Annotated in this window: 16 protein-coding genes; 9 read left to right on the top strand and 7 right to left on the bottom strand. The window is 70.9% G+C overall.

All coding sequences use genetic code 11. The features are described 5' to 3' along the window. The first annotated feature begins 107 nt into the window (after window positions 1-107). Entirely contained in the window at window positions 108-587 is a 480-nt protein-coding gene (locus AB5J56_RS40895) for an ATP-binding protein (RefSeq protein WP_369240842.1), read from the top strand. A gap of 133 nt (window positions 588-720) precedes the next feature. Here AB5J56_RS40895 and AB5J56_RS40890 read toward each other — a convergent pair whose 3' ends face one another. Further along, entirely contained in the window at window positions 721-1,452 is a 732-nt protein-coding gene (locus AB5J56_RS40890; protein ID WP_369240840.1) for a GAF and ANTAR domain-containing protein, read from the bottom strand. 729 nt (window positions 1,453-2,181) lie between these two features. Between AB5J56_RS40890 and AB5J56_RS40885 the strand changes: the two genes are divergently transcribed. Then, entirely contained in the window at window positions 2,182-2,625 is a 444-nt protein-coding gene (locus tag AB5J56_RS40885) for a MarR family winged helix-turn-helix transcriptional regulator (protein ID WP_369240838.1), read from the top strand. Beyond that, window positions 2,622-3,098, top strand: a complete 477-nt coding sequence (locus AB5J56_RS40880) for a hypothetical protein (RefSeq protein WP_369240836.1) — start codon at window positions 2,622-2,624, stop codon at window positions 3,096-3,098. Before AB5J56_RS40885 ends, AB5J56_RS40880 begins: the two co-directional genes overlap by 4 nt. Here the strand turns inward: AB5J56_RS40880 and AB5J56_RS40875 are convergent. Next, window positions 3,091-3,615, bottom strand: coding sequence for a potassium channel family protein (locus tag AB5J56_RS40875; protein WP_369240835.1), 525 nt, complete (start codon window positions 3,613-3,615; stop codon window positions 3,091-3,093). The genes AB5J56_RS40880 and AB5J56_RS40875 overlap by 8 nt on opposite strands. Before the next feature lie 189 nt (window positions 3,616-3,804). Between AB5J56_RS40875 and AB5J56_RS40870 the strand changes: the two genes are divergently transcribed. After that, the gene (locus tag AB5J56_RS40870; protein WP_369240834.1) at window positions 3,805-4,329 is read left to right on the top strand and encodes a hypothetical protein; all 525 of its coding nucleotides are present in this window, start codon (window positions 3,805-3,807) and stop codon (window positions 4,327-4,329) included. A gap of 36 nt (window positions 4,330-4,365) precedes the next feature. On the opposite strand, the gene AB5J56_RS40865 is transcribed toward AB5J56_RS40870, so the two are convergent. Further along, entirely contained in the window at window positions 4,366-5,034 is a 669-nt protein-coding gene (locus AB5J56_RS40865; RefSeq protein ID WP_369240832.1) for an SDR family NAD(P)-dependent oxidoreductase, read from the bottom strand. Window positions 5,035-5,146: 112 nt separating this feature from the next. Then, the gene (locus AB5J56_RS40860; protein ID WP_369240830.1) at window positions 5,147-5,518 is read right to left on the bottom strand and encodes an STAS domain-containing protein; all 372 of its coding nucleotides are present in this window, start codon (window positions 5,516-5,518) and stop codon (window positions 5,147-5,149) included. Between the two features lie 343 nt (window positions 5,519-5,861). On the opposite strand from AB5J56_RS40860, the gene AB5J56_RS40855 reads away from it, so the two are divergent. Further along, the gene (locus AB5J56_RS40855; protein WP_369240828.1) at window positions 5,862-6,602 is read left to right on the top strand and encodes an ANTAR domain-containing protein; all 741 of its coding nucleotides are present in this window, start codon (window positions 5,862-5,864) and stop codon (window positions 6,600-6,602) included. Window positions 6,603-6,631: 29 nt separating this feature from the next. On the opposite strand, the gene AB5J56_RS40850 is transcribed toward AB5J56_RS40855, so the two are convergent. Both AB5J56_RS40850 and AB5J56_RS40845 read right to left on the bottom strand, forming a co-directional pair. After that, a complete protein-coding gene (locus tag AB5J56_RS40850) occupies window positions 6,632-7,558 on the bottom strand; it encodes a hypothetical protein (protein WP_369240826.1) in 927 nt (308 codons plus the stop codon). Window positions 7,559-7,646: 88 nt separating this feature from the next. Further along, window positions 7,647-8,297, bottom strand: coding sequence for a TetR/AcrR family transcriptional regulator (locus AB5J56_RS40845; RefSeq protein WP_369240824.1), 651 nt, complete (start codon window positions 8,295-8,297; stop codon window positions 7,647-7,649). A 91-nt stretch (window positions 8,298-8,388) separates the two neighbouring features. On the opposite strand from AB5J56_RS40845, the gene AB5J56_RS40840 reads away from it, so the two are divergent. Continuing rightward, window positions 8,389-9,450 carry an oxygenase MpaB family protein gene (locus tag AB5J56_RS40840; protein ID WP_369240822.1) on the top strand — a complete coding sequence of 354 codons (1,062 nt, stop codon included), beginning with the start codon at window positions 8,389-8,391 and terminating at the stop codon, window positions 9,448-9,450. 91 nt (window positions 9,451-9,541) lie between these two features. After that, a complete protein-coding gene (locus AB5J56_RS40835; protein ID WP_369240820.1) occupies window positions 9,542-9,769 on the top strand; it encodes a hypothetical protein in 228 nt (75 codons plus the stop codon). On the opposite strand, the gene AB5J56_RS40830 is transcribed toward AB5J56_RS40835, so the two are convergent. Then, complete coding sequence (locus AB5J56_RS40830) at window positions 9,728-10,942, bottom strand: RNA-guided endonuclease InsQ/TnpB family protein (RefSeq protein ID WP_369240818.1); 1,215 nt, start codon at window positions 10,940-10,942, stop codon at window positions 9,728-9,730. The genes AB5J56_RS40835 and AB5J56_RS40830 overlap by 42 nt on opposite strands. Window positions 10,943-11,521: 579 nt before the next feature. On the opposite strand from AB5J56_RS40830, the gene AB5J56_RS40825 reads away from it, so the two are divergent. Together AB5J56_RS40825 and AB5J56_RS40820 are read left to right on the top strand one after the other, a co-directional pair. Continuing rightward, a complete protein-coding gene (locus tag AB5J56_RS40825; RefSeq protein WP_369240816.1) occupies window positions 11,522-12,391 on the top strand; it encodes an AAA family ATPase in 870 nt (289 codons plus the stop codon). Beyond that, the gene (locus AB5J56_RS40820) at window positions 12,388-13,803 is read left to right on the top strand and encodes a VWA domain-containing protein (RefSeq protein WP_369240814.1); all 1,416 of its coding nucleotides are present in this window, start codon (window positions 12,388-12,390) and stop codon (window positions 13,801-13,803) included. The genes AB5J56_RS40825 and AB5J56_RS40820 overlap by 4 nt, the downstream gene beginning before the upstream one ends. The last annotated feature ends 130 nt before the right edge of the window (window positions 13,804-13,933 follow it).

The raw sequence follows: 13,933 nt of genomic DNA, 5'->3' as shown, positions 1-13,933 counted from the left end.
GGCCGTGTCGCGTTCTTGACGGGGCGGCCCGACGCGGCCTGTCGCCGGACGGTCACCATGCGCTGCACTTTGTGCGGAAACCGTGTGCGCGGCAAGGGGGATATGCGGTGAGACGCGACGCGTTCCGGGTGCCTCGGCACCCTTCCTCGGTCGGCCTGGCCCGGCTTCGAGTGGGCCGGCATCTGGCCGTCTGCGGTCACGAGGCCTTCAGTGAGGGGGCGGACTCGGCACTCCTGGTCGTCTCCGAACTGGTGACGAACGCCGTCCGGCACGGCCCCGTACTGGAACGGGAGGTGGAGATCGCCGTCAGCGTACTGTCCGACGGCGCCTGTCTGGTCGAGGTCCGCGACGAGAGCACGACCGTGCCCCGCCCCCGCGCCACGAACTGCGGGCAGGTCGGGTACGAGGAGAGCGGGCGCGGACTCCATCTGGTCGAGGCGCTCGCCGAGGCATGGGGGGTCGCGCGGCACCGCGACGGGCGGGGCAAGACCGTATGGGCCCTGCTCCCCTCCCTCACCCCACGCGACGATGCACCCACGGAGGTGTGCACGCTGCACCACGCCGACGCCGGCACAGCCGTGCACTGAGACGCCGGGGCAACCCGGCACGGCGCGCGGGCGACGGTCGTCGGGTCTCCAGGCCTCGTCGGACTCTCCAGGCCGGTGAACGCAGGTGTCCGTCAGCCCGACGCAGGCTCGCCGAGCGGTTGTTCGTGGTTCGTCAGCGTTCGCCGTCGTGTCGCTCGCCACCGCCGCGGCGCCGGTCGTGGCCGTTGCTACCGCGGCGTCCTCGCCTCTCCGGCCAAAAGCGCAGCGTACGTACGACGACATCGTGGGCGACCTGGCTCACCGAACGCCCCTGCGTGAAGGCACGGGCCCGCATGTGGTCCAAGGCCTGCTGCGGATCCACGTCCAGCTGCACCATCACCATGCCGACCGCCTGGTGCACCTCGGTGTGGTTCACCTGCAAGGCCTCCACCCAGGACGCCACCGCGTCTCCACCCGAGCGCTCGGCCGCGTCGTACGCCGCCTGCAGATTCAGGACGGCAAAAGTGACGGCGTCCCGCATCAGCAGGGCGATCCGCAGGTCACGCCCGGACAGGAAGCCGGCTGTGTCGCGATACAGATCGAGGGTTCCGATCGCCAGTCCGCCGACGCCCAACGGCAAGGAGAACATCGCCCGCACCCCCAGCCCCACCGCCTGGTGGGCGAAGACCGGCCAACGGCGTGCGTCGCCTCCCCGCGTGAGGTCGGGTGCCAGTACCGGTGCGCACAGTTCCAGTGCGCTCTGGCACGGGCCGTCTCCCAACGAGTACTGGGCCTCGGCCAGTTGGCCCGCGGTGTCGTCGCTGGCGTACCAGGTCGCGCGCATCACGCCGCCTCCGGAGAGGGACACGGAGGCGCCGGTCACCGGCAGCAGACCCACGCAGGCGCGCACCAGCGCCTCGGGCACCCGCTGGACGCGACGTCCGCGGAAGCGGCCGACAGCGCCTCGGTGCCGCGCGAATGGCCCTGAGCCTCGGTCGGGTCGCCGCCCTCGGCCGGATCCTCGCGGTGGTCGCGATGCTCGGGCCGCATCCCTATCACCCCTGCCCCGTCGCGTGCGGTCCGCTGACATGATCCATCAGTCAGCGCCCAGGAGCGGTGCGCGGAAACCTCTTCGGACGGCCGCGAACCGGTGGCCGCGGCCCGCACCCCTGCCCGGCCTACGGTGTCGGGTGCCCAGGAGCCGAGCAGATCATCGCCCGAGGGTGCATATTTCTCCGCCGGCTCCCCTCAGTACGGCAGCAGCCGTCCCGAGGGGGTGCGCCGGTCGATCGTCGTGTCGCGCGGGGTGCTGGGCCTGCGGATGGGGCGGATGCGGATCTGGCGGTTCATGACTGCCTCCTCATGCCTGACACGACCAGGTTCCGCGCTCACACGGCCCGGCACATCGTGCCCGCGGAGGCATCTGCCCTGCCCCCCGAGCAGCAGTCACCAGAGACGACGTACTCCCGTGGGAGGACGCAGACCCCTTACACACAGTCCCGGCCCTGCCTCGACCGTGCTGTTTCAGCGCTGCCCTCACGACGTACCCACCGTCGTGCGCATGGCAAACGGCGAGAACTCCACTATCGCTGCGCCCAAGCGTCGTACAAGCGTGCCTTTAGGTCGATACTACGAGATCGTATAATCCGAGATCGTGACACCTGACAGCGCACCCACCGCACCGCCGCCCTGGTCCCCCGTGCTGGCTCTCCAGCGGGCCACCCACGCCACCCTGCACACCCTCGCCGCGGAACTCGCGCACCTGCACCTCACCCCCTCCGAGATCAACGCGCTGGCCAATCTGGCCGACGGCCGCGGGCGCACGGTGTCCGAACTGGGCGCCGCCGTGGGCAGCCGCCCGACCACCCTGACCAGCGTGCTGGACCGGCTGGAGCGACGTGGCCACATCACCCGGGGCAGCCGCCCGGGAGACCGCCGGGCGGTCGTCATCGAACTGACCCCGTCCGGGATCGAGGCCGCCGGCACGATCCGGAGGGCCTTCGCCGACTTGGAACAGCGCGCACTCGCCACCCTTCCCGCCGAGACGATCACCGCGCTGCGCACTGCCCTGCAAGCCCTCACGGAGGTGTCCTCGTGACCTCGCACCCACCCGCAGCACCGGCCGACGGCGCTCCCGCCTTCGAGGAGCTGATGGCCGAAGTCATGGCGGACGCCCAGCGGTTCGGCCATCGCGAGCACATCCATCTGACCTGGCTGGCGGTGCGGCGGTACGGCGTACCCGCCGCGGTCGATCTGGTCGGCGACGGCATCCGGCGCACCGCACGGTACGCGGGCGCGCCCCAGAAGTACCACGCGACCGTCAGCCGGGCCTGGGTGGAACTGGTCGGCCACCATGCGGCCGAGCGCCCCACGGACAACCGGGGCAGCGAGGACGGCCCCGGTGCCGATGGCGGCGATGACTTCACCGCCTTCGCCGAGCACCACCGCGCGCTGCTCGACAAGCGCCTGCTCACCCGCTTCTACCGCCCCTCCACGCTGGCCGCCGCGCCGGCGAGGACGGGCTGGGTGGAGCCGGACCTCGCTCCGTTTCCCTGGCAGCGTCTCACTTGATCCCGGCGCCGGACGGCGGTGGATCGGGAGGTCCGTGACCGTCCCTCCGGGCGAGTTCGCGCTCCAGGCGGTCGAAGCGCTCGTGCAGGGCCCGGACGGTCTCGTCGCCCATGCGGTACGCCGCCCGGCCCGCGGCTTCCGCCGCCTCGGCGAGGTGCCCGCGGCGCCTTCCCTCCCGGCCGACGAACCAGGTCGCGAGGGCCGCCGTCACCATCCCGTACGTGGTGATGCCCACGCCCATCACCGCCGCGGCGACGATCCGGCCCCACAGGGTCACCGGATAGAAGTCCCCGTACCCGACCGTCGTCGCGGTCTCCACCGACCACCACAGGGCTCTTGGATACGACGTCAGCGTGGCGCCCCGCGCGCCGTCCTCGGCGGCGACCACCGCCCAGGAGCCGAGCAGCAGCGCGAGGGCGAGTACGGCCGTCGCGCCGCCCGCCGCCTTGAAGTGGAGCGAGCGCCCTTCGCGTCCGCGGAACAGCTCGATCGCCCTGCCGAGGAATCCGGGCAGCATGTCAGTGGCCTCCGCCGGGCCGGGTCGGGCACTGCGCGTCGGTGGTCCGCGCCTCGATGCTCTGCGCCATGGGGCCAGTCTGCGTGCCGTGATCCGCACGGGCATCCCGGGAGGGCTCTTCCCGGGACGGGTGGGCCCACACTGGAAGGGCACGTGCTGACGGTCCGACCGCGCTGATGAGGAGGGGCCATGCGCGCACTTCTCGGCCGCGTCCCGACCACCGGGGCCGCCGCCTGGCACCGGGTTGCCGGCCTCCTCTTTCAACGCCGTCCCGCTCCCGTGCGCCTCGCGCATGCCGCTCAGCTGCGCGCGCTCGTGGCGGTACTGGACGAGGCCGTCGCCGCGCAGCGGGATGCCGATCTGGCCGTGGCCGCCTGCGGCGAACCCGGTCCCGTTCCCGGGCGGGTCGCACAGGACTGCGGCCACCAGAGCGTGGTCATCCACCGGTTGTGCGAGCGTCTGCGGAATCTGCCGCTGACCTGTCCGGAGCTCGTCGAGGTGCGGGCGGCCGCGGGGCGGCTGCTCGCGTACGACCAGTGGATGGTGCGCCAGGCGCTGGACCTGGCGTTCACCGCACACGCGGGCCCGCGCGCCGAGGAGGCGCGCGGGCGGCTGAACGGCCTGGGCCGCCCCGCCGACGATCTGCGCCGGCTGCGCGATGCGCTGCACGACCGGCTCCGGGCCCAGTCGGAGGTCGGGGCGAGCGGGTCGTAGCAGCCGCTCTTCCCGTACGTGCGCGGTCCCGCTGCGTCAGTCGGCATCCAGGTCGTCGGCGAAGTGCCGGAACCCGTGCCGGTCCCGGTGGATGGTCCACAGAACCTCCGCCAGCGTGGCGGGGTCCTTCCTCGGGTGACCGGGGATGATCGCTCCCGGGACGATGAGCTGCCCCACGTGAATGCCGTCGTCGGCGAGGGCCTCATGGAGGAGATGGCCGTACGCGCTCTCCGCGGCGAAGGCGATCGAGGTACCGGCCCGCTCGGGGTGCGGGACCGCGGCGGTGCCGCCGTTGACGAACAGGATGGTGCCGCGGCCCAACTCCCGCATGCCGGGCAGTACCTGCCGTACGGCGGCGACGGGCCCGTACACGGAGAAGGCGACCGGTCCCGCGAGGTCGGCCGGGGTGGTCTCCAGGACCGGGCGCATGAAGTCCTTGTGCGGCACGGGACTGTACTGCAGGACCTCGATCGGGCCGAGGGCGGCGATCGCCGCGTCCAGCGCTGCGGCGAGGGCGTCCGGCTCGTGCACGTCGGCGGCGAAACCGCGTGCGGTCACGCCCTCCCGGGTCAGGTCGGCGGCGAGGGCGTCCAGATGTTCCTGAGTACGGGAGATCAGGGCGACGTCGTGGCCCGCGCGGCCGAACCGCCGGGCGACGGCGGCTCCGAGGCCGGGACCGGCTCCGACGATGGCAAGGGTGGTCATGTGTCCTCCTTGGGTGCGCCCTTCATGGGATCACGAGCGCGGGGCGACGCACCCTTCGACGCGGCTGCCTTCCCTGCTCCGTGCGTGGCAGCCGGGCCCTCGCCTCGCGGGCTCAGGCCGGCATGTCGGTGTCGTCCGCGGCGAAGGGGAAGGGCAGCTCGCCGAGCAGGGTGAAGACGCCGTCGAGTTGGGTGATGTGCAGGACCCGCAGGATCTGGGGACTGTCGAGGACGAGCCGGACTCTGCCCTTGCGCCGGGGCGCCTGCTGGAGGATCCGCAGGAGCAGCCGCAGTCCGCCCGCGTCCAGGAAGGTCACCGACCGCAGATCGACGAGGACGGCGCGGCGGCGGGAGCGGAGAAGTTCCGTCACGCGGGGAGCGAGTTCCTGGTCCGCCCAGGCGTCCAACTCGCCGTGGAATTCGAGCAGCAGGGTGTCCGCCACGACGTGGTGACAGAGCGCGAAGGTGAAGTGACGGATGCCCATGGGCCCACCCCCAGGTGTGCTCCTCCCGCGCGGAGCGACGGCACGTCAGATGGCGCGGCTGATGGATGCGGCACCAGACGACACCAGGGTCCGGGGTGACACCACAGTGGTACCTCCATCGTGCCCGTAACCCACCTGTTCGTACCCTCGGTTGGGCCGTTTTCGGCAGGCGATTGCGTATCGCATCCATTCGGCAGGAATCAACGCACAGTAGCGGGGCAGCAGCTCCTTGTGCTTGCCTGCTGTGCCGAACGTTCACTCCCTGCCCCCGAGCGACCGCTCATGATGCCGTGCCCCCGGGCGCGGTCCTCTGTCGAACGACCAGCACCCGATGGATGGAGCGATGGCACTCCCGGTTCATGAACACCAGGCCGCCGAAGCACTCCTCGCCCTGACCGCCACCCCGCACCGCGGGGAGGACGAGGGCGATCTTCTGCTTCGCCTGGCCTGTCACGCGGCGCATGTCCCTGGCGTGGGCGCGGTCGGCTCCAGCCTCACGGACGGCAGCGGTCGGCCCGGCCAGCTGGCGGGATCCAATGACGTCGCCGTCCAACTGGAGCGCGATCAGCAGGAGTTGCAGGAGGGGCCCTGCCTCGACACGGTCCGCTCCGGCAGGCCGCTGACCGACGTCCCGCTGGTCCACGCGCATGGCCACATCCGATGGCCGCGGTTCACCCGCCGTGCCCTCGACGCGGGTTTCAGCGCCGTCACCACCCTGCCCCTGGCCTGCCAGGACCGCGTCTTCGGCGCACTGGTCCTCTACCACCAGCACGGCGTCCTGCACCCGGACGACGTGCGCTGGAGCCGGCTCCTCGCCGATGCCGCGGCCGTCGGTCTGGCCCACCGTGGTGTCCTGCGTGAGGCCCGGTGCCGCAGCGAGCAGCTCCAGTCCGCGCTGAACAGCAGGGTCGTCATCGAGCAGGCCAAGGGCATGCTGGCCGAACGCCTCGGCTGCACCGTCGCCGACGCCTTCGACCTGCTGCGGCAGCACGCCCGCACCCACCGGGTGAGGATCGCGGATCTGTCCATCGAGATCATCAACAACCCTGCGACCGCGGGACCTTTCCCGAGGCCGCCGCGCTGACCGCCGCCCGGTCGTGCTCCCCGCCTGATCTACTCCGCGCCCCCCGACGGGATTTGCCAGTCGAAGGGATACAGATCCGCCTGCCAGTCGGGATGCTCGGCGAGTCGCGCGGCGTTGGCCGGCGTGCGCAGCAGGCAGCGGTGCCGCACCAGGTCGCGCCTCTCGGCTGAGGTCAGCAGGGCGTTCACGGAATCGAGATCGGCGTCGGCGTCGGCGTCGGTATCCGCCAGCATGTTGACGAACTCGCCCTCGTCGGTGCGGTAGTCGAGGCGGAGGTCCGTACGCCACTGCGAGTTGTGGCCCCAGCCCAGGGACTGGTCGATCGTGGGCCGGTGACGGCGCAGGAAGCTCCAGTACAGCGGGGAGCGGTCGGCCACACCGCGTTCGGCGTGGTGCGCACCGGCGCGGACGCGCACCCCGGCTCTGCTGAACAGCAGCGGCCCCAGCCACAGCCCGGGCCAGACGGCCTCGGTGATCCGCACGGGTTCGTCCGGTGACTCGGCCTGCTCGACGTCCACGATCTCGTGGAGGAACGGGTCGAAGGCCTCCACCTCCGCGAACGGCACCATGCCCAGGCGGGTGAACAGCTCCAGGTAGTGCGCCATCGACAGGGCGGGCCACTGCGCGGTCGGGGGGAGGCGACGGGCCCAGGGCTCTTCCCCGGCCGTGTCGGCGGGCGGTTGGAAGGCGAGCAGCAGCACGTCGCTGACGCGGCTGAGCGCGTACAACTCCCAGACCAGGTTCCGCTGTTCCTCGTCCGGCCTCGCGGGGACCTGACGACACAGCCGCGCGACGCCCGCGCTCAGCTCGGCGCGATAGCCGTTCCCGGCGCGGTATGCATTCTCGACGCGGTCGAGCCAGGGCGCCACCACCTCGGCACGGGCATCGGCCCCGTCGTGATCGCACAGCCCCTCGAACAGCCGGCGTGCGTCGATCCGCTTCTCTTCCTGGTCCATGAGAACAGCAACACTAGGCGAGTCGGTCGACGCGCCGGACTTTCCGTCCATTGGCTGTGGCCTCGAGTCCGACAGGGTCTGCTCGCCGTCAACGCGTCGGCGGCCAGATGACGCCGAGGATCAGCTGTACTTGGCCGATCAGGTGTTGCGGGTCGAATCTGCCGGGGTCGGTGAGCGCGATGCGGCCGAAGTGTTCCGCGCAGGCGACGAGGGCGTGGGCGAGGACCTGCGGGTCGAGTGCCGGGCCACTCCGGTCGGCCAGGACGGTGGAGATCCAGTCCTCGACCTGGAGCCGGAACCGTTCCCGGTCCGCTTCGATGCGGTCGCGGACGACCGTGGGCATGGTGCCGGGAGTCAGCAGGATCAGCCGCCATGTGTCCGGGTCCTCGCGGAGCATCGCGGACATCCGGCGCAGCGCCTCGGTGGCGAACACGGTGGGGTCACGCAGGCCCTCCGTGCCGGGGATCGTCTGGAGCAGTCGTCCGAAGGCCTGTGCCTCCTGCCGGTCGAGCAGTGCGGTCAACAGGGCGTCGAGGTTCTCGAAGGCCCCGTAGACCACCGACCGGGCGACATCGGCCCGCTTCGCGATGGCATCGATGGAGATCCGGTCGTAGCCGTCGCTCACGATCACGGCGAGGGCCGCGTCGAGCAGCTGCTCGCGGCGTTCCGCGATCGGGACGCGGGGGGCGTAGGGGCGTCGTTTGCGCGGCCTGTCTTCCGAAGATGTGGGTGCTGACACCTTGGCAGTTTACGACATCCGTGTCTTAATTTACGACAGCAGTGTCGTAATCGACGGCGATGTTCGCCGCGGACGCAGGAGGAGCAGCTCCATGGCGAAGCTGAAGTGGAGTGAGGTCGAACCGCACGAGGACTACGGCTTCTTCGGCCCGGGTTCGGTGGTGTGGAAGGTCTGGAGCTATCCGACGGCGCCGACAGTGGGTTTCCAGCGGGCCGTGGTGGTGGAGGAACTCGACCCGCCGCTGGTGGCCGCCGTCCACGCGACCCAGGGCATCTACCGGCGCTCCCGCACTCGATACGACCGGACCCTGCGGTACTTCGCGATGGTGGCCTTCGCCGGCTCCCGGGACGTGTGCAAGGCCGCGGACGTCCTGGTCAAGGTCCACTCCAAGGCGATCGGCGAGCTGCCGTACGGCGGCGGGACCTATGACGCCAACGACCCTGCCTCGCAGCTGTGGATCCAGCTCACCGGCTGGCACTCGATCCTCTACGCGTACGAGAAGTACGGCCCCGGGAAGCTCACCGCGCGGGAGGAGAAGGAGTACTGGGAGGCGTGCGCGGTCGCCGCGGAACTGCAGACATGCTCCCCCGACGACGTCCCCCGCAGCCGTGAAGGCATCCGGGCCTACTTCGAACAGATGCGTCCGCGGCTGTCCGCCAGCCCGATCGCCCGGCAGGCCATGAACCACCTCCTCAGGAGCGAGCTGGTACTGCCGCCGACGCCGCGCTGGGCGAAGCCGGCGAGCCTGGCTGTCGCGAAGGCACAGCGGATCGCCACGATCGCCACCATGCCACGCTGGATGCGCGAGATGGCCGGGATCCGGCAGTCACGCCTCCTCGACCTGCTCATCGTGCCCGTCATGAAGGCGTCCTTCGCGATCGCCCACCTCAGCCCCAAGGCCGAACTGCGCCTGATAGCGCGGCTCTCGCCTTCCACAGTTCCGGTGATCGCGCCGATGAAGCTCGGTATCCCTCCCCGCAAGGAGGAAGTGCTGACGCCTGCGGACGCCCGCACCCGTTACGGCTACGACAGGCCCGCCGAGGCCCACCTCGAATTCCGGGCCCGCCAGGCCGCCCGCGTCTTCGACGACGGCAAGGCGCCCAGCGATCAGGGGCTCATCGAGTCCCAGGAGGTCCTGGGGCCGCTCTCATAACCAGGACGCGATGTCAGTGCCCCTGTCTAAGGTGACACCCGGCTCAGAGATCTCATGGCTCGCACAGATTTCGCACCGGGAGGGCAGCACGATGGGTGCCAGCGGTTGGGAGTACGTCACGCCGTACGAGGGCACCGTCGAGCAGTCCTTGGCGGCCCTTCACACGCGGGAGTTCCAGGAGTTCCGCAGCGACGACGACTCGTACGAGAGTCTCGAAGAGCTCTGGGAGGACGAGGAGTTCGTGACTCCTCCCCGGCGTGAACGCCGGGGCTTCTTGCTATGCCGGTTGGGCGTCGCGACGGGCCAGCCCGGCCCGTAGAACGTTCAGGGCGCCCACCGTGTCCGCGTGCGCGTGGTGGCCGCACGAGAGGCAGTGGAACTTCTCCTGGGTGGGCCGGTTCTCCGCTGCGACGTGCCCGCAGGCGGGGCAGGTCCGGGAGGTGTTGCGGGGGTCCACAGCGATCACTTCCCGTCCGGCACTCTCAGCCTTGACGTGCAAGATCGTCAGGAACACCCCCCATCCGGCATCCGAGATCGAACGGTTCAGCCCGGCCTTCGCCGCGGCCCCGTTGGGCAGGAAGCCGCCCGGCTGATCGGGGTCGGGCCGCGGCACGGGAGCCTTGACCATGTTGCGGATCTTGAGGTCTTCGTGCGCGATGACGTCGTGCGCACGGACCAGATCGAGGGCTGTCTTGTGTGCGTGATCGAGCCGCTGACGCCGGACCTTGCGGTGCAGGTCGGCGACCTTCTCGACGGCACGGCGGTGGTGGGCGGTGCGCTGGTCGCGGCGCACCCGCGGGAACCGGGCCACTGCCTGCTGCGCGGCTTCGAGCTTCGCGGCAGCCTTCCGCCCGTGACGCGGGTGGGCCACGAACCCACCGCTTGAGTCGGCGAGGAAGTTGGCGATGCCCAGGTCAATGCCGACCACACTGCCCGTCGGAGGCAGCGGCTGCGGCTGCTCCTGTTCAGCGGTCAGCACGACATACCAGCGCCTGCCCTCGCGCTTGACGCTGACGGTTTTGACCCTGTCGGCCACGGGCCGGTGCTGGTGGACCTTGACGTGCCCGACGCCCTGGAAACGGACGCGGGTGACGGGGTCGTGCGGGGTGGAGTCCCAACGGCAGCCGTCGCCGTCCTTGGGGAAGTCGACGGTGTCGAACCAGTTGATGCCCCGGAAACGGGGGTAGCCCGGCTTGTCCCCGGTTTTGATCCGACGGAAGAACGCGGCGAATGCCTTGTCCAGATGGCGCAGCGTGGCCTGCTGCGAGGAGAAGGACCAGCGGCCCTGCCGCTCGGGATCGAAGCCGCGGATGTCCTTGAGCTGCGCGGACTGCTGCCCGTACCTGACGCTCGTCTTCGAGGTGTGCCGGTAGGCGTCGCGGCGTTCCTGCAACGCCCCGTTGTAGAGCGAACAGTGATCGGCCAGCATCGCGGCGAGTGCGACCTGCTGGCGCGTGGTGGGCCGCAGGAGGAACTTGTACGCACGGATCATCAGGCCCACCCCCCTTCGTTCCCGGTGTGATCAACCTAGCGGAGGCCACTGACAACGCAGTGAACTCCGGCGCTTCGCGCCTCCGGGCCGTGGATGCGTTTCCCTCCCCAGCTGAAGCCGGGGATACCCACGCAAGATCAGGGATGGGCGAGGAAGGCACCCACTCCATCCTCGACATCCGGCGCGTCGTCCACACCACCGCCCGCCCCGTCAGAGCACCGGGCAACGGACCACGCAACCCTGCGCCCGCTGGCGTCGGCCCGCGCGGTGCACCACTTCGGCACCGACCGCCCGACGCCGGGGCAGTTCCAGGAAGCGCTGGACCGGTGTGTACGTCGTCCTGTACTCCGACGGCAAGCCGACCCACCTGAGAATCCTCGGCTGCTCGGGCGACTGATCCGCACCGGACTCAGGAGCCTCGACGGGCACGCGGGTGTCCCGTTCCGGGCGGCCGGCCGTGACGTTCGACGCAAACGGCGCCCTCCTCTTGTGGACGGCACGGCGGACCTGATCACGTAGCGAGGGAGGCGCAGCACGCCGCCGTCGAGCGTGGCGAGTCGAGATCCGGGGGAACACCGTATGACGACCGGTTACTTCACATCCGTCGAGGACGTGTCCGCGCGTCTCGCCGAAACCGGCTATCTGGCGTCGCCCGCGGTCGCCACCACCGTCTTCCTCGCCGACCGCCTGGGCAAGCCCCTGCTGGTCGAGGGGCCCGCCGGGGTGGGCAAGACGGAGCTGGCGAAGGCGGTGGCCGAGGTCGCGGACGCGCGACTGATCCGGTTGCAGTGCTACGAGGGCGTCGACGAGTCACGCGCGCTGTACGAGTGGAACCACGCCAAGCAGCTGCTGCGCATCAGTGCCGGCCGTGACGAGACGTGGGACGAGGCTCGCACGGACATCTTCGGCGAGGAGTTCCTGCTGCCGCGCCCCCTGCTCACCGCCATCCGCGGCGACGAGCCGAAGGTGCTGCTGATCGACGAGACCGACAAGGCGGACGTCGAGGTCGAGGGGCTGCTGCTCGAAGTGCTCAGCGACTTCCAGGTGACGGTACCCGAACTGGGCACGATCGCCGCCACCCGCCGCCCGTTCGTGGTGCTCACCTCGAACGCGAGCCGTGAGCTGTCCGAGGCGCTGCGCCGCCGCTGCCTGTTCCTCCACATCGGCTTCCCCGACGCCGAGTTGGAGCGTCGCATCGTACGGCTCAAGGTGCCGGGCCTCGACGCGGCGCTCGCCGAGTCCGTGGTGCGGGTGGTCGGGGCGCTGCGCGAGATGGACCTGCGCAAAATGCCGTCCGTCGCCGAGACCATCGACTGGGCGCGTACGCTGCTCGCGCTCGGCGCGAACACCCTCGACGAGGGCGTCGTACGCGACACTCTCGGCGTGCTCCTCAAGCACCAGGAAGATGTCCTGAAGGCGGCCGCCAAGCTCGACCTGGACGCCGTGTGAGCGCGCCGGCCGGTGTGCCGGAGCGGCTGACCGGGCTGGTCCAGGCACTGCGCGGACACGGCATCCGGATCGGCACCGGCGAGACCGTGGACGCGGCGCGGGCCCTGGAGGCGCTCGGCCTGACCGACCGCGAGTACGTGCGCGAGGGGCTGGCCTCCGCTCTGCTGCACGGCACCGGCCAACGGGCCGTGTTCGACCCGGTCTTCGACCTCTACTTTCCGCGCGGTGTCGGGGCCCCCGGTCTCGACGGGGACGGCGATGACGACGGCGACGGCGACGGTCGGTCCGGGCGACCCGCCGACCGGGACGACCTGCGGGACCGGCTCGCAGCCGCCCTCGCGGCCCATGACCAGGCGCTGATGGCGCAACTGGCGGCCGAGGCGGTGGATGTCTTCGGCGCGTACGGGAGTTCATCGGGGTCGGACGGGTGGTCGTCGTACCAGACACTGGACCGGCTGCGCCCGCAGACACTGCTGGCCCCCGTCCGCGCGAGTGTCCGGGCGCAGGGTGCACGGTCCGCCGGGGCGGCAGCGTTCACGGACCGGCTCCTCGACGACGAACTCCGGCGGCGCATCGAGGAGTTCAGGCGGCTGGTGGGCACCGAGGCGCGCCGCAGGGTGGCCGAGCGGCGCGGCAGGGACGAGATCGCCCGCCGGGCCGTCGCCCCGACCGCCGACCGGGTCGACTTCCTCTTCGCCGGACGCACCCAACTGGCCGAGCTGCGCCGCACGGTGCAGCCGCTGGCCCGCAAGCTGGCCACCCGGCTGGCGGCGCGCCGCCGCCGTGCCTCACGCGGCAGCATCGACCTGCGCCGCACCCTGCGCGGCTCACTGTCGACGGGCGGCGTGCCGATGCGCCCGGTGCTGCGCCGGCGCCGCCCGGTGCGCCCCGAACTCGTGCTGCTGTGTGATGTGTCCGGATCCGTGGCGGGGTTCTCCGACTTCACGATGCTGCTCGTGCAGGCGCTGCACGACCAGTTCAGCAAGGTCCGCGTGTTCGCCTTCGTCAACCGTATCGACGAGGTGACCGGGCTGGTCGTCCGCGGTGCCGCCGACGCGGAGGGGCTCGCGGCCCGCATTCAGGAGCACGCGACCTTGACGGGCTGGCACGGCAGCAGCGACTACGGCGTGGCGCTGGGTGAGTTCGCGGAGCGATACGTCGACGCGGTCGGTCCCCGCAGCTCCGTGTTCGTCCTGGGTGACGCCCGTACGAACATGAGCGACCCGAACCTCGCGGCCCTGCGCCGCATCGGCGAACGGGCCCGCCGCGTCTACTGGTTGAACCCCGAGGGCACCTCCCAGTGGGGCACCGGCGACTCCGCGGCCCTCGACTACGCCGAGGTCGTCGAGATGCACGAGTGCCGCAACGTCCAGCAGCTCAGCGAGCTCGTGGCACGGCTGCTGCCCGTCTGACCGCAGAGGCACGCAACGCGCGGAGGACGGATCACACGGCCGACCGAGTGCAGGGAAGTCCCCCATTCGGTTCGCACACACCTCCGTTGAGGCATATACGGGAGGAACTCGCGTCCCTCGACCGGTAAAG

It is taken from the genome of Streptomyces sp. R21 (assembly GCF_041051975.1).
Taxonomy (GTDB): domain Bacteria; phylum Actinomycetota; class Actinomycetes; order Streptomycetales; family Streptomycetaceae; genus Streptomyces.
This window is presented reverse-complemented; position numbering and strand designations above follow the sequence as displayed.

Bases quoted from the DNA above. Each gene is read 5' to 3' on its own strand.
- AB5J56_RS40830 (WP_369240818.1), bottom strand. From the start codon at position 10,942: ATGATCCGTGCGTACAAGTTCCTCCTGCGGCCCACCACGCGCCAGCAG.
- AB5J56_RS40865 (WP_369240832.1), bottom strand. From the start codon at position 5,034: ATGACCACCCTTGCCATCGTCGGAGCCGGTCCCGGCCTCGGAGCCGCC.
- AB5J56_RS40835 (WP_369240820.1), top strand. From the start codon at position 9,542: ATGGGTGCCAGCGGTTGGGAGTACGTCACGCCGTACGAGGGCACCGTC.
- AB5J56_RS40840 (WP_369240822.1), top strand. From the start codon at position 8,389: ATGGCGAAGCTGAAGTGGAGTGAGGTCGAACCGCACGAGGACTACGGC.
- AB5J56_RS40850 (WP_369240826.1), bottom strand. From the start codon at position 7,558: ATGGACCAGGAAGAGAAGCGGATCGACGCACGCCGGCTGTTCGAGGGG.
- AB5J56_RS40870 (WP_369240834.1), top strand. From the start codon at position 3,805: ATGCGCGCACTTCTCGGCCGCGTCCCGACCACCGGGGCCGCCGCCTGG.
- AB5J56_RS40860 (WP_369240830.1), bottom strand. From the start codon at position 5,518: ATGGGCATCCGTCACTTCACCTTCGCGCTCTGTCACCACGTCGTGGCG.
- AB5J56_RS40875 (WP_369240835.1), bottom strand. From the start codon at position 3,615: ATGCTGCCCGGATTCCTCGGCAGGGCGATCGAGCTGTTCCGCGGACGC.
- AB5J56_RS40855 (WP_369240828.1), top strand. From the start codon at position 5,862: ATGGCACTCCCGGTTCATGAACACCAGGCCGCCGAAGCACTCCTCGCC.
- AB5J56_RS40825 (WP_369240816.1), top strand. From the start codon at position 11,522: ATGACGACCGGTTACTTCACATCCGTCGAGGACGTGTCCGCGCGTCTC.